The 19,662-nt window shown below is 69.4% G+C and carries 14 protein-coding genes; 8 read left to right on the top strand and 6 right to left on the bottom strand.

Annotated features, from left to right (window positions below):
- Positions 1–54: 54 nt before the first annotated feature.
- Both parC and htpX read left to right on the top strand, forming a co-directional pair.
- Complete coding sequence (gene parC, locus CCR79_RS10590; protein ID WP_201172059.1) at positions 55–2,307, top strand: DNA topoisomerase IV subunit A; 2,253 nt, start codon at positions 55–57, stop codon at positions 2,305–2,307.
- 99 nt (positions 2,308–2,406) lie between these two features.
- Positions 2,407–3,297 (top strand): protease HtpX, encoded by an 891-nt coding sequence (gene htpX, locus CCR79_RS10585; protein WP_201172554.1) that lies wholly within the window; start codon positions 2,407–2,409, stop codon positions 3,295–3,297.
- Here htpX and epmB read toward each other — a convergent pair.
- Positions 3,278–4,306 carry an EF-P beta-lysylation protein EpmB gene (gene epmB / locus CCR79_RS10580; protein ID WP_201172057.1) on the bottom strand — a complete coding sequence of 343 codons (1,029 nt, stop codon included), beginning with the start codon at positions 4,304–4,306 and terminating at the stop codon, positions 3,278–3,280. The two genes, htpX and epmB, sit on opposite strands and share 20 nt — an antisense overlap.
- A 29-nt stretch (positions 4,307–4,335) precedes the next feature.
- On the opposite strand from epmB, the gene efp reads away from it, so the two are divergent.
- Together efp and epmA are read left to right on the top strand one after the other, a co-directional pair.
- Positions 4,336–4,905: an elongation factor P gene (gene efp, locus CCR79_RS10575; RefSeq protein ID WP_201172055.1), complete on the top strand. Its 570-nt coding sequence runs from the start codon at positions 4,336–4,338 to the stop codon at positions 4,903–4,905.
- 2 nt (positions 4,906–4,907) lie between these two features.
- The gene (gene epmA, locus CCR79_RS10570; RefSeq protein ID WP_201172053.1) at positions 4,908–5,861 is read left to right on the top strand and encodes an EF-P lysine aminoacylase EpmA; all 954 of its coding nucleotides are present in this window, start codon (positions 4,908–4,910) and stop codon (positions 5,859–5,861) included.
- A 50-nt stretch (positions 5,862–5,911) separates the two neighbouring features.
- Here the strand turns inward: epmA and CCR79_RS10565 are convergent, their stop codons facing one another.
- Genes CCR79_RS10565 through CCR79_RS10555 form a run of 3 tightly spaced genes read right to left on the bottom strand, consistent with a single transcriptional unit; the run spans position 5,912 to position 9,822 of the window.
- Positions 5,912–7,363, bottom strand: coding sequence for an aldehyde dehydrogenase family protein (locus CCR79_RS10565; protein ID WP_201172051.1), 1,452 nt, complete (start codon positions 7,361–7,363; stop codon positions 5,912–5,914).
- 57 nt (positions 7,364–7,420) lie between these two features.
- Positions 7,421–8,833, bottom strand: a complete 1,413-nt coding sequence (locus CCR79_RS10560; protein WP_201172049.1) for an amidase — start codon at positions 8,831–8,833, stop codon at positions 7,421–7,423.
- Positions 8,830–9,822 carry a D-2-hydroxyacid dehydrogenase gene (locus CCR79_RS10555; protein WP_201172036.1) on the bottom strand — a complete coding sequence of 331 codons (993 nt, stop codon included), beginning with the start codon at positions 9,820–9,822 and terminating at the stop codon, positions 8,830–8,832. The genes CCR79_RS10560 and CCR79_RS10555 overlap by 4 nt, the downstream gene beginning before the upstream one ends.
- 197 nt (positions 9,823–10,019) lie before the next feature.
- Here CCR79_RS10555 and CCR79_RS10550 point away from each other — a divergent pair, with 197 nt between their 5' ends.
- Complete coding sequence (locus CCR79_RS10550) at positions 10,020–11,219, top strand: aminotransferase class I/II-fold pyridoxal phosphate-dependent enzyme (RefSeq protein WP_201172034.1); 1,200 nt, start codon at positions 10,020–10,022, stop codon at positions 11,217–11,219.
- A 62-nt stretch (positions 11,220–11,281) separates the two neighbouring features.
- Here CCR79_RS10550 and sufT read toward each other — a convergent pair whose 3' ends face one another.
- Entirely contained in the window at positions 11,282–11,833 is a 552-nt protein-coding gene (gene sufT, locus CCR79_RS10545) for a putative Fe-S cluster assembly protein SufT (protein ID WP_201172022.1), read from the bottom strand.
- Between the two features lie 141 nt (positions 11,834–11,974).
- On the opposite strand from sufT, the gene CCR79_RS10540 reads away from it, so the two are divergent.
- Positions 11,975–12,730, top strand: coding sequence for a DUF3429 family protein (locus CCR79_RS10540; RefSeq protein WP_201172020.1), 756 nt, complete (start codon positions 11,975–11,977; stop codon positions 12,728–12,730).
- 18 nt (positions 12,731–12,748) lie between these two features.
- Here CCR79_RS10540 and CCR79_RS10535 read toward each other — a convergent pair whose 3' ends face one another.
- Complete coding sequence (locus CCR79_RS10535) at positions 12,749–14,308, bottom strand: bifunctional GNAT family N-acetyltransferase/carbon-nitrogen hydrolase family protein (protein ID WP_201172018.1); 1,560 nt, start codon at positions 14,306–14,308, stop codon at positions 12,749–12,751.
- Between the two features lie 112 nt (positions 14,309–14,420).
- Between CCR79_RS10535 and tamA the strand changes: the two genes are divergently transcribed.
- Entirely contained in the window at positions 14,421–16,130 is a 1,710-nt protein-coding gene (gene tamA, locus CCR79_RS10530; RefSeq protein WP_345941495.1) for an autotransporter assembly complex protein TamA, read from the top strand.
- Complete coding sequence (locus CCR79_RS10525) at positions 16,127–19,651, top strand: translocation/assembly module TamB domain-containing protein (RefSeq protein ID WP_201172014.1); 3,525 nt, start codon at positions 16,127–16,129, stop codon at positions 19,649–19,651. Before tamA ends, CCR79_RS10525 begins: the two co-directional genes overlap by 4 nt.
- Positions 19,652–19,662: the final 11 nt, after the last annotated feature.

Genomic DNA, 19,662 nt, shown 5'->3' with positions numbered 1-19,662 from the left:
ACCTGACCGCTGCCCCCTGAGCCCTGAACCCCTAAACCTGAATCCTGAAAAACTATGTCCGATCCCGCTGCCTCCGATTTCGAGACCCAGCCGCTCCGCGAGTTCACGGAGCGGGCCTACCTCGATTACTCGATGTACGTCATCCTCGATCGTGCCCTGCCCCACGTCTCCGACGGCCTCAAGCCGGTGCAGCGGCGGATCGTCTACGCCATGTCCGAGCTCGGCCTTTCGGCGGCGGCAAAGTACAAGAAGTCGGCGCGCACCGTCGGCGATGTGCTGGGCAAGTACCACCCCCACGGAGACGCGGCCTGCTATGAGGCCATGGTCCACATGGCCCAGCCGTTCACTTACCGCTACCCGCTGATCGACGGGCAGGGCAACTGGGGCTCGCCGGACGACCCGAAATCCTTCGCGGCCATGCGTTACACCGAAGCGCGCCTGACGCCCTACGCCCGGGTGCTGCTCAGCGAGCTGGGGCAGGGCACGGTGGAGTGGATCCCCAATTTCGATGGCGCCCTTCAGGAGCCGGAGCGCCTGCCGGCGCGACTGCCCAACGTGCTGCTCAACGGCGGTTCGGGGATCGCCGTGGGGATGGCCACGGACATCCCCCCGCACAACCTGCGCGAGGTGGTTGCCGCCTGCGTCCATCTGCTCGACCATCCCGAGGCCACCACCGCTGAACTCTGCGAGCACGTTCCGGCGCCGGATTTCCCCACTGCCTCGGACGTGATCACCCCGCGCGAGGAGCTGCGCGGCATCTACGAGCGCGGTCACGGCACCGTGCGCGCCCGGGCCCGCTGGGAGTACGAGCGGGAGCAGGCGCAGATCGTCATCCACGCGCTTCCCTACCAGGTGGCCGGCGCCAAGGTCATGGAGCAGATCGCGGCCCAGATCCAGTCGCGCAAGCTACCGATGGTCGAGGATCTGCGCGATGAGTCGGACCACGATGCGCCGGTGCGCATCGTGGTCCAGCTGCGCTCACGGCGCCAGGATCCGGAGCGGGTGATGGATCACCTGTTCGCCACCACCGATCTCGAGCGCGGCTACCGGGTTCACCTCAATGTCATCGGCCTCGATGGCCGGCCGCGGGTCTTCTCCCTGCGCGACCTGCTCGCGGAGTGGCTGAGCTTCCGCACCGAGACGGTCCGCCGCCGCCTGGCCTGGCGCCTGGATAAGGTGGAGGACCGGCTGCATATCCTCGAGGGCCTGCTCACCGCCTATCTGAACATCGATGAGGTCATCGCCATCATCCGCGAGGAGGACGAGCCCAAGCCGGTGCTCATGGAGCGCTTCGGGCTTAGTGATGCCCAGGCCGAGGCGATTCTCGAGCTGCGCCTGCGCCACTTGGCGCGGCTCGAGGAGATGAAGATCCTTGGTGAGCAGGGGGATCTGGAGCGCGAGCGCGACGAGCTGCGCGCCACCCTCGGCGATGAGGCCCGGCTGCGCGAGCAGGTCAAGAGCGAGCTGCTCAGCGACACCGAGGCCCACGGCGACGAGCGGCGCTCGCCACTGGTTTACCGCGGCCCGGCGCGGGCCATGGACGAGACCGAGCTGATGCCCAGCGAGCCGGTGACCGTGGTCCTCTCGGAGAAGGGCTGGGTGCGCGCGGCCAAGGGGCATGAGGTTGATCCGAGCGGGCTGTCCTACAAAGCCGGTGACGGTTACCTGGATCACGCCCCGGGGCGCTCCAACCAGCCGGCGGTCTTCCTCGACTCCACCGGCCGGGCCTACGCGGTGCCGGCTCACACGCTCCCGTCGGCGCGCAGCCAAGGTGAACCGCTGACCAAGCGGCTCACGCCGCCGGAGAAGGCGCGCTTCCAGTCGGTGCTCGCCGGCGACCCGGAGTCGCGCTGGCTGCTCGCCTCCGACGCCGGCTACGGCTTCCGTGTCCCCCTGCGGGAGCTCTTCTCGCGCAACCGCGCGGGCAAGGCCGTGCTGACCCTGCCGGAGGGGGCGGCGGTGCTGCCGCCGGTGGCGTTGCCCGCCGAGGCCGATGGGGCCGAGGTGGCGGTGGCCAGCTCCGACGGTCGGCTGCTGGTTTTCCCCCTCGAGGAGCTCCCGGAGATGGCGCGGGGCAAGGGCAACAAGCTCATCGGCATCCCGGCCCAGCGCCTGCGCAGCCGTGAGGAGGTGGTGGTGGCGGTCGCCGTGCTGCCCGCCGGCGCTGCGCTGCGGGTGGAGGCCGGCAAGACCGGCAAGCGGCTCAGTCGCGACGACCTGGAGGCCTTCCGCGCCGCCCGGGGCCGGCGTGGCGTTCAGCTGCCGCGGGGGCTGCGCCAGGTCCGCGGCCTGCGTGTCGACGTCTGAGCGTGGTGAAGGGGTCTTGAAACCTTTGCCGCCGAACCCAATCCAAGCGTCAGGAAGTGGATCCCGCAGTCTGACGAAAGAGGAGCGTTCTCAACGATGCTGACCCGGATCGCGTTATTGCTGGCGACCAACATCGCCGTCGTGTTGGTGCTGTCGATCATCCTGAACCTGCTCGGCGTGGAGCAGTTCCTCCGCGAGCACGGCATCGATGCGGAGCTGGTCACGCTGCTGATCTTTGCCGCGGGTATCGGCTTCGCCGGCTCGTTCATCTCGCTAGCGATGTCCAAGTACATGGCGATGAAGATGATGGGTGCACAGCCCATCGAGAGTCCGCGCGGCGAGCAGGAGCAGTGGCTGGTGGAGACGGTGCGCCGTTTCGCCCAGCGTGAGGGCATCGGCATGCCCGATGTGGCGATCTACGACGCCCCGGAGATCAACGCCTTCGCCACCGGCGCCCGGCGCAACAGCGCCCTGGTGGCGGTCAGCTCGGGGCTTCTGCAGAACATGACCCGCGACGAGGCCGAGGCCGTCATCGCCCACGAGGTGGCGCACGTCTCCAACGGGGATATGGTCACCCTGACCCTGATCCAGGGTGTGGTGAATACCTTCGTGATCTTCCTCTCCCACGTTGCCGGGCGCTTCGTCGACCGGGTGGTGTTCAAGAATGAGGGCGGTCACGGCCCCGGCTTTTGGATCACCATGATCTTCGCCCAGATGGTCCTCGGCGTGTTGGCCTCGATGATTACCATGTACTTCTCGCGCAAGCGCGAATTCCGGGCCGACGCCGGGTCCGCCAAGCTGGCCGGGCGCGACAAGATGATCGCCGCGCTGGAGAAGCTCAAGCGCTCGGTGGAGCCGCAGAACATGCCGGACGAGATGGAGGCCTTCGGCATCAATGGCCGGATGGGCGGCTCTTCGATCAAGCGGCTGTTCATGTCGCACCCGCCGCTGGATGAGCGCATCGAGGCGCTCAAGGCGCGTCCGGTGTAATCACCGTCTTGGCCGCCGCGCCGGGCTCCTCGCGGGCCAGGCGCGGGACCAGGTAGCCGGGCAGTCTCCGGGCGAGTTCCGCCCAGAGCCGCTGCCCGGTTTTTTCGTCGACGTCGAAGTGGGCGGCGCCGGCCACCGGGTCGAGCAGGTGCAGGTAATAGGGCAGGACGTCAGCGGCGAACAGCCGCTCGGAGAGCGCTGCCAGAGTGGCGCTGTCGTCGTTGACCCCTCGCAGGAGGACCGTCTGATTGAGCACTGTCGAGCAGACATTGCCCAGACGGGCCAACGCCGAGCCCACCTCCGCGTCGACCTCCCTGGGGTGGTTGGCGTGAACGACGACCAGGGTCTGCAGGCGGGTCTGTCCCAGATGGCGGGCCAGGGCGGCCGTCACCCGGGACGGGATCACCACCGGCAGCCGTGTGTGGATACGCACCCGGCGTACCGCCTCGATTTCACCGAGGCGCCGGAGGCAGGCGCCCAGGGCCTGATCATCGAGCAGCAGCGGATCGCCGCCGCTGAGGATCACCTCTTCCGGCGCTCCCGCCTGCTCCAGCCGGTCGAGGGCGGTGCGCCAGCCGGGTTCGCGGTTGTAGGGGAAGCAGCGCCGGAAGCAGTAGCGGCAGTGGATGGCACAGCCCCCGGTGGCGATGAGCAGGCTGCGGCCCTGGTACTTCTGCAGGACGCCGCTGCCGGGGTGCCCGTCCTGTTCGGCCAGGGGATCCGCGGTGTAGCCGGGGTGCGTCTCGAGTTCCGCATCGATGGGGAGCACCTGACGCAGCAGTGGGTCGTGGGGATCCCCGGGCCGGATGCGTGCCAGATAGGGAACTGGGACCCGCAGCGGGAATGACCGCGCCGCCCGCTCCGCCGGGGCGAGCAGGGCCTCGGGCAGGTCCAGGCGGTGGAGCAGCTCGGCGGGTTGGCGGATCGCGCCGACCAGCTCCTGGCGCCAGCGCTCGTTGGCGCGGCGTTGCCTGCCTGGCTTGGGCTGTCGGGCCGTATCGGTTAGCATCGCTTCAACTTCGCATACCCGAGGGGATTATGGCGACCTATAGCACCAACGAATTCAAGGGCGGACTCAAGATTATGCTCGACGGTGATCCTTACACCATCGTCGAGAACGAGTTCGTCAAGCCCGGTAAGGGGCAGGCCTTCAACCGCGTCAAGCTGCGCAATCTGAAGACCAACCGCGTCGTCGAGAAGACCTTCAAGTCCGGCGAGAGCGTCGAGGCGGCCGACGTCATGGAGACCGAACTCCAGTACCTCTACAACGACGGTGAGTTCTGGTACTTCATGGATCCCAACTCCTTCGACCAGAAGGCCGCCCCGGCCAGCGCCGTGGGCGATGCGGCCCAGTGGATCAAGGAGCAGGATACCTGCACCGTGATCCTTTGGAACGACGCGCCGCTGCAGGTCGAGGCGCCGAGCTTCGTCGACCTCAAGGTCATCGAGACCGATCCGGGTGTGCGTGGCGATACCAGCAGCGGCGGCACCAAGCCGGCCAAGCTGGAGACCGGAGCCACGGTGCGGGTGCCCCTGTTCATCGAGGAGGGTGAGGTGCTGCGCGTCGACACCCGCAAGGCGGAGTACGTCAGCCGCGCCAAGGACTGACGATGGCGGCCGGCGCTCCGCGCGGCGCCGCCGATGGTGCCACCGTGCGCCGGGTGGGGCGGGAGCTGGCACGGATCCGCCGCTTCCTGGCCGAGCGCGAGGTGCTGGAGGTGCAGCCGCCGTGTCTCGGTCCTGCGGCCATGGACCCGGCGCTGGAGAGCATCTCGGTGCCAGGCGCCGCCGCTGACGGCGCCACCGCTTACCTGCAGACCTCGCCGGAATCGGCCATGAAGGCGATGCTTGCCGCCGGCAGTGGCGACATCTACTACCTCGGTCCGGCCTGGCGCGGTGGCGAGTGCGGGCGCTGGCACGCCGCCGAGTTCACCCTGCTCGAGTGGTATCGCATTGGTTTTGATCACCACCACCTGATGGACGAGGTGGCGGCGCTGGCGGCGCTGCTTGTCGGTGATCGCCCGGTGGAGCGCTGGTCCTACCAAGGGGCCTTTCGTCATTATGCCGGTGTCGATCCCCTGGCCGACGCGGATGACGTGCTCCGCGACGCTCTGGCGGACCAGGGCATCGAGTTGCACGGGGGCGTCCCGGCGGGGCGCGATGAGACGCTCGATCTGCTGCTCTCTCACGCCGTGGGGCCGGCCCTGGGCCACGGTAAGTTGACCTTTCTCGATGGGTTCCCGGCCAGCCAGGCCGCCCTGGCCCGCCTGGACGACGCCGACCCGCGCACGGCCCGGCGCTTCGAGCTCTTCATCGACGGCTTGGAGATCGCCAACGGGTACCATGAGCTCACCGATGCGGCGGCGCAGCGCGAGCGCTTCCGGGCCGAGCAGGCCGAGCGCCGCGGTGCCGGCCAGCCGGTACACGCGCTCGATGAGCGGTTGCTCACCGCGCTCGAGCAGGGCGTTCCCGATTGCGCCGGTGTGGCGCTGGGGGTGGATCGGCTCCTGGCGCTGGCGCTGGGCGCCTCGTCGCTCCGCGAGGTGCGCGGGGCCGACGGGTAGGCGGGGTGGGGCGCCCCGGCAGCCGCAGGCCACCGGGGCGCCGCGGAGGGTCAGCCGCCGCGGGGCACCGTCTGCGTATCGATGAACTCGAACAGCCCCTCGAGGCCGCCCTCGCGGCCGTAGCCGGAGAGCTTCATGCCGCCGAAGGGGGCCTCCGGCGTCGGGCCGCTGCCGGTGTTCCAGCCCACGTGGGGGAAGGCCAGGCGCCGGATGAATCGCTCGGCCCGGGCGTCGTCACCGGTGAACAGGTAGGCGGCCAGGCCGAACTCCGTATCGTTGGCCATGGCCAGCGCCTCGGCCTCATCGCCGAAGGCGGCCATGGGCACCAGCGGCCCGAAGGTCTCCTCCTGCCAGCAGGCCATGTCGGCGGTGACGCCGCGGACGACCGTCGGCGGGAAGTAGGCGCCGTGCTCGTGCTCCAGCGGGCCGGGGTCTTCGCCGAGCACCGGCGTGGCGCCCTGCTCGACGGCGTCCAGGTAGTGGCGGCGGACCTTGTCGTAACCGCTGCGGTCGATCAGCGGCCCCAGATCCACCCCGGGGGCCATGCCATCACCGACGGTCAGCCGGGCGGCGCGCTCGGCCACCTTCTCGGAGAAGGTGTCGATCACCGACGCCTCGACCAGGATGCGGTTGGCGCAGACGCAGGTCTGTCCGCCGCCGCGGAACTTGTTGGCCATCAGCTGATCCGCGGCCCAGTCAAGATCGGTGTCGGCAAAGACAATGAACGGTGCGTTGCCGCCGAGTTCCAGAGCCAGGCGCGTGCAGTCGTCGGCGCTGGCGCGGATCAGTTGCTGACCGACGCCGGTCGACCCGGTGAAGCTGAACACCCGGATGCGCCGGTCGGCGAGCAGGGCATCGCCGATGGGGCCCGCGGCCCCGGTGACCAGGTTGACCATGCCCGGCGGCAGGTCCAGCTCGCGGTGGAGCAGGGTGAACAGCGCCACCATGGTCAGCGGTGTCTTCGAGGACGGCTTGACCACCGCCGGCGCCCCGGCGGCGAGGGAGGCGGAGAGCTTCTTGGCGATCATGCCGATGGGGAAGTTCCACGGCGTGACCAGGGCCACCGCGCCCGCTGGACGGTTGTGTACGGTCCAGGTGCAGCCGCGGGGCTGTTCCTCCAGGGTCCGCGGGGCGAGCGCATCGAGGTTGCGGGCCGCGTAGGCGAAGAAGCCGGCAGCGTAGAGCACCTCGCCCTGGCCCTCGGCGTGGGGTTTGCCGTGTTCCAGGGTCAGGATGCGCCCGAGCTCCTCCTGGTGCTCGCGCAGTGCGGCATCGATGGCCTGCAGCCAGCCGCGCCGGGTCTCCAGGTCCGGCGTTTCCGCCAGGGCGGCATCGGCGGCATCGACCGCCCGGTTGGCCTCGTGGGCGCCCAGCGCCGGGAGTTCGCCGAGCAGCTCGCCGTTGGCCGGGTTGGTGATCTGGAATGTGGCGCCGTTGTCGGCGCCCACCCAGTTGCCGGCGATGTAAGAGTTGAATTCGGGCAGTAGCGGAGAATCGATCATGTTGACCTTCTTGGCAGCGGAGTCGTGGTTCGGTATTCCGGAGCCGGTGCCCGCCGGTCAGTGGGCCCAGGCTGGTCGCTGGTCAGTCAGCGGCGCGGCCTGCTGGTAGGTGTGGGCCGCACGCAGGACCAGCGCGTCGGCGTGCCGGGTGCCAACGATCTGCAGGCCAATGGGTAGGCCCTGGGCCGTGAAGCCGCACGGTACCGAGCAGGCCGGTTGGCCGGTCATGTTGAACGGGTAGGTGAAGGGGGTCCAGCTGGGCCAGCGGCGGTCGTGCCACCCCTCCGGCACCTCGAGCCCGGCCGTGAACGCCGGGATGGGCAGCGTCGGTGTGAGCAGCAGGTCGTAGCGCTGGTGGAACAGGCTGGTGCGCTCGATGAGCGCGGCCCGCTCGTTCATCGCCGCCAGGTAGTCGAGCATGGAGGCGTCGCGAACGCTGCCCACCGCTTCGATGAGGTTGGGGTCCATCTCGGCGTGGCGCTCCTCGGGGATGCTGCGCAGGGCGTTGGCGGCACCGCCGAAGAAGAGCAGATCGAAGGCCTCGCGCGGGTCGGCGAAGCCCGGATCCACCTCCTCGACCTGCGCGCCCAGCCCCTCGAACAGGCGCGCCGCCTCGGCCACGCTGCGCGCGATCTCGGGATCGACCTGCACGTAGCCGAGGTTGGGGCTGAAGGCCACGCGCAGGCCGCCGACACCGCCGGCCAGTGCGGCCACGTAGTCGCCGCCGGCCGCGGGCAGGGTCGGATCCCGGGGGTCGGGTTCGGCGATGACGTTCATCAGCCGTGCGGCGTCCTCCACGGTCCAGGTCATCGGGCCCGGGTGGGCCAGCTGCCCGAACGGGCTCGCCGGCCACAGGGGCACCCGGCCCTGGGTTGGCTTGTGCCCGACCAGGCCCGAGAAGCCGGCCGGGATGCGGATCGAGCCGCCGGCGTCGGTGCCCAGGGCCAGCGGGCCCATGCCCAGTACCACCGAGGAGGCGCTGCCGCCGCTGGAGCCACCGGCCGTCTTGTCGGGGTCGAAGGGGTTGCGGGTGACGCCGTAGCAGGGGCAGTCGGTGACCCCCTTCCAGCCGAGTTCCGGCGTGGTGGTCTTGCCCAGCGGGACGAAGCCGTGGCGGCGCAGCGCCGAGACCGCCGGGGCGTCCTGCTCCCAGGGGCCGGCCGGGTCGACGGTCTTGGAGCCCTTGAGATTGGGCCAGCCGCGGGTCAGGAAGACGTCCTTGATGGCCACCGGCACGCCATCGAGCTCGCCCATCGGCGAGGTGTTGTGGTAGCGCTGCTCGGCGCGCCGGGCAGCGGCCAGCGTCGTCTCTTCGTCCACCAGGCAGAAGGCGTTGACCGTCTCGTTGTGGGCCCGGATCCGCGCCAGGGCCGCCTCCGTGGCCTCGACGGGGGAGAGGGTGCCGTCGCGGTAGCGACGGAGCAGCTCGCTGGCGGTGAGTTCGGCGATGGCGTTGGGGTTGCTGCTCATGCTGGATTCTCCGGTGGCACGTAACCGCGTTGCTTGTCGACGACGTTGCACAGCGGTGAGCCGGTGGACCACCGCTCGAAGTTGTCGATGAACTGATGGATCAGCGCCTTGCGCCAGCCGACGAAATCGCCGGCCATATGGTGGGAGATAAAGACGTTGGGCATGTCCCACAGCGGGTGGGCCGCCGGCAGGGGCTCTTCCTCGAAGACGTCCAGGGCGGCGCCGGCGATTTCCCCGTCGTGCAGGGACGCGACCAGATCCTCGGTGACCACGATCGGCCCGCGGCCGATGTTGATCAGGCGCGCGCCGGGGTCCATGGCCCGGAAGGCACGGCGGTCGAACAGCCCCCGGGTGGCGTCGGTCAGCGGGGCGGCGATGATCACGTAGTCCGCCCGCGGCAGCTGCTCGTGCAGGTCCGCTGTGCCGTAGACCGTGCCGAAGTCGGCGTCGTCGCTGCGCGGACGGCTGGCCACGCCGTCGACGGACAGCCCGGCGCCGTCCAGTAGCCGGGCGATCTGCCGGCCGATGGATCCGGCCCCGACGACCAGCGCCCGCTTGCCCTGGATGCGCTCGGTCTCACGGTGGCGCCATTCGCGGCGCTCCTGCAGGGCCAGGGTGGTACGCATGTCCTTGGCGAAGAGCAGGATCATCCCCAGCACCGTCTCCGCGATGGCCCGGTCGAAGATGCCGCGGGCGTTGGTCAGGGGGATCGAGGAGCGGGCCATCTCGGGGAAGAGCAGGGCGTCGACGCCGGCGCTGGTGGCGTGGACCCATTCGAGCTGACGGGCGTGGGGCCAGGCATCGCGGACGAAGCGGGTGCGGAAATCCGTCACCAGCAGGACCCGGGCATCGGCGATGGCTTCGGTGAGCCCTTCGCGGGTGGTGGCGTGGCGGACCTCGGCGCGGTCCTCAAGCTGCTCGAGCCCCGGCGGCGGTCCCTCGTCCGGGGCGGTGAGCAGGGCGATGACAGGTCGTGCTCCGTCGGCCATGACCCCTCGACCTCCTGGCGGTGATTTCTGTCCAAGGTATCGGGTGGACGGGGGAGGGACAAGGAGCGCGACTGCCCGGCTTTCGGCCGCGGGGGTCTTGTAAGCGGACTGGAAAGGATGACACTTTGCAGTCAGGGGCGAGTGGCGAAGCAGCCGCCACCCGCGAGTCCAGTGCGAAGAAACGCAGGGAGCGTGCCGTGGCCTATCCCGACGATATCGATCCCGACGACGAGCGCGAGCCGGTATGGAGCCCTTCGATCCGGGCCCTGCCCATCCCCGGCATCCGCAAGATGGTGAACATGGCGGCCGAGATGGACGACGTGATCCACCTGTCCATCGGCCAGCCCGATTTCCCCATGCCGGAGCACGTGGTCGAGGCGCATATCCAGGCCCTGCGGGACGGCAAGACCGGCTACACCATGGATGCCGGCCTGCCGCAGATGCTCGAGGCCGTGGCGGAGTACTACAGCGAGCGCTACGATCGTCCGCTGGCCCCGGAGAACGTGCTCATCACCACCGGCGCCACCGAGGCGATGTACCTGGCGATCGCCGCCACGGCGGCGCCGGGGCGGCAGTTCCTCGTCCCGGATCCGACCTTCCCCCTCTACGCCCCCCTGATCCGCATGAACGGCGCGGAGGTCAAGCCGATCCCCACCCGGGCGGAGCACGGTCATCAGATCGATCCGCAGGAGGTGATCGACAACATCGGCATGCGCACCTTCGGCATCATCCTCAACTCGCCGAGCAACCCCACCGGCACGGTCTACCCGCGGGAGACCGTCGAGGCCATCGTCCAGGAGGCCGCCTACCGCGGGGTCTACGTCTTCAGTGACGAGGTCTACGATCACCTGGTGCTCGACGAGATGGAGTATCCGAGTGTGCTGCGCTGCACCTCGGACCTAGACCACGTCATGGCGGTCTCCAGCCTGTCGAAGACCTTCAGCATGGCCGGTCTGCGCATCGGTTGGCTGATCTCCAGCCAGGGGGCGATCAAGAAGCTCCAGCGCTTCCACATCTTCACCACCACGGTCGCCAACACGCCGGCCCAGTGGGCCGGGGTTGCCGCCCTCAAGGGGGGGATGGCGTGCGTCGACGAGATGCTCGACGCTTACCGTCAGCGTCGTGACCGCATTGTGGAGCTGGTCAGCAACACCCCGCATATGACCAGCTATCGGCCGCAGGGGGCGTTCTACATCTTCCCGTCGCTGCCGCCGAACACCGACGCCACCAATCTGGCCACGCGAATGCTCAAAGAGACCGGCGTGTGCGTGGTCCCCGGCGATGCCTTCGGTGACAGCTGCCCGAATTCGCTGCGCATCAGCTACGCGGCCTCCATGGACGATATCGAGCGTGCCTTCGATCGCATCATCCCTTGGATGGAGAAGCAGGGCTTCTGATCGCGGCCGGATGTCCGCGCCGCCGCGGGGGCACGCCCCCGCGGCGGCGCCAGTGTCTGCGACTACATCAGGCCGACCTGCAGCTTGGCGGCCTCGGACATCATCTCCTTGCTCCACGGCGGCGTGAAGACGAGGTTCACCTGGGCCTCGGCGACGGTGGGCACCATCTGCACCTTGACCCGGACGTCGTGGGCGAGGATGTCGCCCATGCCGCAGCCTGGCGCGGTGAGGGTCATGTCGATGTCCACATGGCGCTGCCCGTGCTCGTCCTTGTGGATGTCGCAGCGGTAGATCAGCCCGAGGTCGACCACGTTGACCGGGATCTCCGGGTCGTAGCAGGTGGCCATCTGTTCCCAGATCAGCCGCTCCACGTCCTCGTCGCCGGCGCCTTCCGGGAGTTCCGGGGGCTGGGGTGGTTCCTTGCCGATGGCGTCGGCGTTGGCGCCGTCGATGCGGAACAGGTAGCCCTGCAGGTAGATGGTGTAGCTCCCGCCGAGGGCCTGTGTCAGCACCCCTTCTGCGCCGGCGGGGATGATGCCGGTGTCCCCGGCGGGGATGACCACGGCTTCGCAGTCGCGCTGGAAGGTGATGGGTTCGCCCTTGGGTGCGTACATGGCTCGGATCCCCGGGTTTGCTGAACGGTGTGGCGGACGGGTTCATGCTAGCAAAAGTGGACTTTCAGAGTCCGCATGTCCGGCGACGGTGCCGCGCCGGATCCCCTACACTGGGGGCGCGATGCAACCGGAGGAGCTGGCATGACAGATGACGGCACGATACGGCAGGGCGGCGGCGATCCCGCATTGGCCCGTGAGCTGAGTTCGGCGACGGTGGTCATCTTCCGCTCGGGGTTGACCGATACCCGTTCGGTGGTGCGGGCGCTGCACCGCAGCGGGGTGGATTACCGGGAGGTCGAGATGCCCATGGGATCGGCGCAGATGCGCGACCGATTCCACCAGCTCCAGGAGATGACCGGCTGGCGGAGCCTGCCCCAGATCTTCGTGCACGGCGCCTTCGTCGGCGGTCCCGATGAGCTCCTCGAGCATCCGGTGGTCGGCGGTGACACCGCAGCGTCGGCACGGGCCGAGCGCCCGGGCCGCGCGCTGGGTTATGCCGGGCTGATCCCGTTCGTGGTCGGCCTGCTGGTGGCCGCCGCCGCTCCCGCGGGGGTCCACGAGCAGGCGGTGGCCGCCACCCTGGCCTACGGCGCCGCCATCCTGGCGTTCCTCGGCGGGGTCCACTGGGGGGTGGCGCTGCTGCGGGACCAGCGCCCCTGGCCGGTCATGACAGTCGGTGTCCTGCCGGCGCTGGTCGGCTGGCTGGGTGCCGGGCTCGGGGTTGTTGCCGCCCCTGCCGCCGGGGCACTGCTGCTGGCCGCCGGGTTCGCCGCCTGGTACGGCTACGAGCGCCTCGCCGATCCGGGGACCGGCTTCCCGCCTTGGTACCGCCAGCTCCGCGGGCGGCTCACCGCCGTGGTCTGCGCTGTACTCGTGCTGCTGGCGCTGATCGCCTGATTTCCGGGGCCGGGCCGATCAGTCCCGGCCCAGCCACTGGATGCGGTAGAGGTCCAGGCGGCGGTCCTTGTAGTTGCGGACGGATCCCTCGTTGCGGATCTCGGTGAGCTTGTCCAGGTCCAGGTCGACGATCAGGGTCATCTCCGTGTTCGGCGTCGTCTCCGCCACGATGGCGTCGTGGGGGAAGGCGAAGTCCGCCGGCGAGAACACGGCCGACTGTGAATACTGGATGTCGATGTTCTCGACCTTGGGCAGGTTGCCGACGGATCCGGTGATCGCCACGTAGCACTCGTTCTCGATGGCCCGGGCCTGGGCGCAGCGGCGCACGCGCAGGTAGCCGGTCTGCGTGTCCACCCAGTACGGCACGAAGAGGATGCGCGCCCCTTTCTGGTTGAGGATTCGCGGCAGTTCCGGGAACTCGGAGTCGTAGCAGACCAGGATGCCGATCTTGCCGATGTCGGTCTCGAAGACCTTGAGCTCGTCGCCGCCGCGCACGCCCCAGTAGGAGCGTTCGTCGGGGGTGATGTGCAGCTTGTGCTGCTCGTCGGTGGTGCCGTCGCGCCGGCACAGGTAGGAGACGTTGTAGAGCGACTGCTCCTGGTAGACCGGCATCGAGCCGGCGATGATGTTGATGTTGTAGGAGACGGCCAGACGCGACATCTCATCGACGATCTCGTCGGTGTACTGCGCCAGTCCGCGGATGGCCTCGGCCGGGTTCTCCTGGTTGAACAGTGACAGCAACGGGCCGTTGAAGAACTCCGGGAACAGGGCGAAATCGGCGTTGTAGCCGGCCAGGGCGTCCACGAAGAACTCGACTTGGTCGATCAGTTCATCGACCGAGCTCATCGGGCGCATCTGCCACTGCACGGTGCCAACCCGGACCACGGCCTTGCGCCGCGTGATCAGCGGCTGCTCCTTGGGCTCGTAGAAGATGTTGTTCCACTGCACCAGGGTGGCGTAGGCGTGCGAGTCGCGGTCCGACGGCAGGTAGTCGGTGATGATCCGCCGCACGTGGAAGTCGTTGGCGAGCTGGAAGGAGAGGATCGGATCGTGGATCTCGCGGCGCTTGACCAGCTCGATGTACTCCTCGGGCGACATCTCGTCGGCGTGCCGGGTGTAGCCGGGAATGCGCCCGCCGGCGACGATGCCGCGCAGGTTCAGGCGCCGGCACAGCTCCTTGCGCGCGTCGTAGAGCCGGCGGCCGAGGCGCATGGCGCGGTACTCCGGATCGACGAAGATGTCCACGCCGTAGAGGACGTCGCCGTTGGGGTCGTGGGTGGTCAGGTAGCCCCCGCCGGTGATCTCCTCGTAGGTGTGCTTGTCGCCAAAACGGCCGTAGTCCACGATGAGCGTGATGGCGCCGGCAACCACACGACCATTGTCCTCGATGCAGATCTGCCCCTCCGGGAAGCGGTTGATCTGCGCGGCGAACTGCTCCCGGGACCACGCCCCGTCCATATCGGGATACACTTGGTCCATGATGCGCGCGACATCGTCATAGTCCTCGAGGACCATGTTGCGCAGGCGCAGGTGGTGCTCATCCTGTTCCGTCCGTTCCGTTTCCGGCTCTTCTTGCATGGACCTCGTGATCCCCTCTTCTGATCGGCCAAGGCGCTCCCGGGGGGGCGCGGCCCCCGAGTATACAAGCCTGTGCCGGCCCTTGGTGACCCCCCCGGTCTGGCTGCCGGTCGTGCTCTTGCTGATCCTGCTGGCACTGCCCGGGCGTACGGCCCAAGCCGGGGTGGAGGTGGTCATCGAGGGGGTCAGCGGCGAGTTGGCCGATCAGGTGCGCGGCCATATCGGCGAACCGGCATCCGCCGACCCTGCGGTTGTTGCCGCCTTCCGCCGGCGGGCCCCGGAGCGGGCCGAGCGCGGACTGCAGGCCGTGGGCTATTACGACTCGCAGGTCCAGGTGCGTCGCGAGCGGATCGACGAAGAGCAGGTGCGGCTGACCGTGCTGGTGGATCCGGGTGAGCCGGTCCGCCTGAGCCGTGTGCACGTGCTAATCACTGGGCCGGCGGGGACGGATCCGGCCTTCGCCGGGATCGAGCAGCGGCTCGGCCTCGCCGAGGGGGATGTCCTCCACCACGGGCGCTACGAGGCGGCGCGCCGGGCGATCCAGAACCTCGCGCTGGATCGGGGGTACTTCGATGGCCGCTACGTCACCCGCCGGGTCGAGGTGGACCCGGAGGCCCGCGAGGCCGAGGTGATCCTGCATTACCACAGCGGCATACGGTACCGCTTCGGAGTGGTGCAGTTCGCCGAAGCCCCCCTGGCCGAAGAGTTCCTGCAGCGCCTGGTCCCCTTCGAGCGCGGCGAGCCGTACACCGCCGAGCAGGTGGCGGCCTTCAACCGCCAGCTGCTCGACAGCGGCTATTTCTCCGACGTGCGCGTTCGCCCGCAGCGCGATGGCACGGACGAGGGCGAGGTGCCGGTAGACGTGGACCTCTCGACCCGGGCCCGGCATGAGATCACCACCGGGGTGGGCTACACCACGGACCTCGGTGCCCGGATTCGTCTGGGTTGGCGTCGGCCCTGGGTTAACCAGTTGGGTCACTCCCTGGCGGTGGAAAGCGAGATCGCCCAGCGCCGGCAGAACCTGAGCGGCACCTATACGGTGCCGCTGCGCGACCCCCTGCGCACCCAGCTGGAATACCAGCTTGGGGTCCAGGCCCAGGACGTGGCGGACATCGATACCGAGCAGATCACCGCCTCCGTTCAGCACCGGCATCGGCTGGAGAGTGGCTGGCAGCAGGTCCTGTCCCTGCGCGCCCAGCGCGAGCGATACCGCATCGATGACGACCGGCGCACGACGCAGCTCTACATCCCGGGCGTCAGCTGGAGCCGGGTGCGCAGCCGCGGCGGGCTCGATCCGCGCTGGGGCGACCGGCAGCTGCTGGCCCTGGAGGTGGCGGACCCCGATCTGGCCTCGGACATTGAGCTGCGCCGTGTGCGTGCCGCCACCCGCTGGGTGCGCACGCTGGGCGAGCGGCACCGTTTCCTCGTCCGTGGTGAAGTCGGTGCGCTGGCCACGGATTCATTCGCGGATGTACCGCCGTCGCTGCGCTTTTACGCCGGTGGTGATCAGAGCGTGCGCGGCTACAAGTACCAGACGCTGGGGCCGGAGGAGGACGGCACGGTGATCGGCGGGCGTTACCTGGCCGTAGGCAGTGTCGAATACGGTTACCAGCTTACGCCCAACTGGCGCCCGGCGGTCTTTCTCGACAGCGGCAATGCCTACGCCGACTGGGACAACCTCGGCAGCGAAGCGAAAACCGGGGCCGGTTTCGGTATCCGTTGGTCGTCGCCGGTGGGGCCGGTCCGTCTCGATCTCGCCTCGACGGTGGGGGAGGCGGATGACTCCTGGCGTCTCCACTTTTCCATGGGGTCGGACCTGTGATCACTCTGCGTCGCCTGTTCAAGCTTTCCGGCACGATCCTTCTGGCGGTGCTCGGCCTGCTTTTGCTGGCGCTTGCCTGGCTGCTGATGACCACCTCGGGGGCGCGCCTGGCCGCCGCCGTGGCCGAGTCGGTGGAGCCGCGGCTGGAGCTGCGGGTCACCGGCGGCAACCTCGCGCGGGGCGTTGAAGTGGCGGACGTGGGCTGGCGCGATGAACGGGTCGACGTCGCCGTGACGAGCGCGGCCCTGGTCTGGCAGCCGCAGCGCCTGCTTGCCGGTGAGGCGCGGGTCGATTCCCTGCGGGTCAGTGGGGTCGAGGTGACCGTGGCCGAGGGAGAGGAGCCGCCGGTCCAAGCCGACCCGGAGGCCCGGGACGAGCCGCTGACCCTGCCCCGCATCGAGCTGCCCCTCGCCGTCGACGTCGAGAAACTGCTGGTCGAGCAGGTGACCCTGACCTTCGGTGATGCCCCGGCGCAGCGGATCAAGCGTCTGGAGACCGCGTGGACGGCTGTCGGCACCGAGTGGCGCATCCATCGGTTGCTGGTCGAGCGGGACGACGCCCGGGTGGAGCTGGAGGGCTCGCTGCATACCGCCGAGAGCTATCCGCTGTCCCTGTTTGTGCGCGGCACAGCGGCAGCCCCCGGGCTGCCGGAACGTCTCCGTTTCGCCTCGCGGTTCGGTGGCAGCGTGGCGGCGTTGCGGGTGACCAGCACCCTGGCTGGGCCGGTCAGCGGCGCGATCGATCTGGATATCCAGCCGCTCGATCCGCAGCTGCCTCTGCGGATCGAGACCGAGGATCTGGATGGCGGCTGGCCCCTGGATACCCGGGGGGTCGTGGCCGCCGAAGGGCTGAACCTGACTGCCGAGGGGGATCTCGACGGCCTGCGCGGCACCCTGGACACCGATCTGACCGGTGAGCACGTGCCCCGCGGGTACTGGCGCAGCCGGTTCGAGGTTGATGCCGAGGGGGCGCGTCTTACCGATTTGCGGGGTGAGCTGCTCGGCGGCGAGCTCGAAGGGCAGGCGCGGCTCGGCTGGGACGCCGACGGGGTGCGTTGGGACGTGACCGCCGAGGCTGTCGCCTTGGATCCGTCGCTGGAATGGCCGCAGGCCCCGCAAGGGGTGAGCGGACCGCTCAGCGTCCGCGGTCAGGCCGGCGGGGAGGGGTGGGCGTTGACCATCGATACCCCCGGCCTGAGTGGCGAGCTGCACGGGCGCGCGGTGGCCGTCCGCGGCCGTGGCGAGCACACCCTGGACGAGGTCTGGCGCCTGAGCGGCATCGAGGCGCGGGTCGATGGTGGGGAGGTCTTGCTGGACGGTGCCCTGGCGGAGACCTGGGATGTAGAGCTACGCGCCCGGCTGTCTGATCTCGGCGCGTTGGACGAGCGTCTGGGCGGCGCCCTGGAGGCTCATGCACGGGTTCGCGGCGCCCCCGACGCCCTGGATATCGAAAGTGCCGGCCGTGGGCGCGGGCTGCGCTACGACGCCTACCACATCGATGCCCTGGACTGGCAGGCCGATGTCCCGGCGCTGGCGCAGCAGCCGGGCGATGCCGTCGTGCAGGCCCGAGGTATCGAGCTGCCCCAGGGGGGAGTCGACGAACTCGAGATGCGCGCCACCGGCAGCCGCGCCGCCCACCACTTAGGGGTGCGCCTGCACGCCCCCGAGGGGCAGGGCCACCTGGGGGTGGCCGGGGGCTGGCAACCGGAATTCGGCTGGAGTGGTCTGCTCGTGGACGCCGGCGGCGAGTTCCGCGACCACCGGGTTCGCCTGGATGCTCCCTTCCCGATGCGCTATGCCGACGAGGAGCTTGAACTTGGGGCGCAGTGCTGGCGTTACCGGGACGCGCGCCTGCAGCTGCCCGACGGTGTGCGCGCTGGCCCCGAGGGGGCCGACCTGCGATTCCTCCTCGAGGGCTTCGACCTGGCCTGGGTAGAGCCTTGGCTCCCCGCCGGGGTTGACTGGGAGGGCGGCCTGTCCGGGGACGGCGCGGTCCGCTGGACCCCGGAGGAGGGTGTGGACGCCCGGGTCCGGGCGGAAAGCCTCGATGGGCGCCTGGCCCTGACGCTACACGACGAATTCGACGATGGGGATCCGGTGATTCGCGACGTCGATTATCAGCGCCTGGCTGTCCAGGGGCGCTATAGCCCTGACGAGGCGGAGGCCCAGCTCGACTTTGAGGCCGCCGATGCGGGCAATGCGGCGCTCCGGGTCCGCGGCGATCCGCGTGCGGACGGTGAGGCCGTTGCCGGCGAACTGAGGGTCGACGGCCTGCGCGTGGGCTTCTTCCGGCCCCTTGTGCCCGATCTCAGCGAACTGGCCGGTGAGGTCAATGCTCGGGCGCAGCTCACCGGTACACGCAGCGATCCGCGGTTGGCCGGGCGGGTCGAGCTGCGGGATGGCATCGTAGCGGCGCCGCAGTCCGCCAGCCGTGTGGAGGACTTGGGGCTGTGGGTCGCTTTCGACGGCGATCAGGCCGATATCGGCGGCGGCTTCCGGGTCGGCGACGGCCAGGCGCGGATCCAGGGGGACGCCGCCTGGAACGGGGATGACTGGCGCGTGGACCTGGGCCTGGACGGGGACGAGCTATGGGCGGACGTGCCCCCGTTCGCCGAGTTGGCGGTCAGTCCGCGGCTGAACCTGGCAGTGCGCCCGGGCCAGGTGCGCGTTGGTGGACAGGTGCAGGTGCCGCGGGGCGCCATCGCCATACGCGAGCTTCCGGACCGGGCGGTAGGGCATTCGCGCGATGTGGTGGTGGTTCGCCGCGACGAAGAGGCGCCGGCGCTGACCGACGCCATGCCCGAAGGCTGGCAGGTAGAGGGGGATGTGGAGCTGGCCCTCGGCGATGCGGTCACCCTTGCCGCCTTCGGGGTGCGCGGGCGCCTCGGCGGGGCCTTGCGTGTGCTCCAGCAGCCGGATGGATCCACCGAGGCTTACGGCGAGCTGCGCGTCGAGGATGGCGAGTACCGTGCCTACGGGCAGCGCTTGGCCATCCGGCGGGGGCTGGTGCTGTTTGCTGGTCCGCTGGATCGGCCGCAGCTCGATATCGAGGCTGTGCGGCGGATCGAGCGTGACCGGGTAACGGCCGGCATCCGCGTCGGCGGCTTTGCTGACGAGCCCCAGGTCACGCTGTTCAGCGAGCCGACCATGTCCCAGGAGAACGCCCTGTCCTACCTGATCCGGGGGCGGCCGATGGGGGCCGAGGGCCCCGGGACCGACGAAATGCTCGCCTCGGCGGCCCTGGCCCTCGGGCTTTACGGTGGCGCCGGCGTGGTCACCGCGGCGGCCGAGCAGGTGGGTATACGCGATTTCGACATCGACACTGCCGGCGAGGGCGAGGACGCCCAAGTGGTGCTCTCCGGGTACATCACTCCGCGGCTCTACGTCGCGTACGGGGTGGCCGTGTTCAGCCCGGTGAATACCGTGACCCTGCGCTACTACCTGACCTGGCAGCTTTACCTCGAGGCGGTCAGCGGTGAGGATAGCGCCCTCGACCTGATGTACCGTTTCGATATCGACTGAGGTGACGGGGC

Origin of the sequence: Halorhodospira halophila (assembly GCF_016653405.1) — a bacterium.
Taxonomy (GTDB): Bacteria; Pseudomonadota; Gammaproteobacteria; order Nitrococcales; family Halorhodospiraceae; genus Halorhodospira; species Halorhodospira halophila_A.
This window is presented reverse-complemented; position numbering and strand designations above follow the sequence as displayed.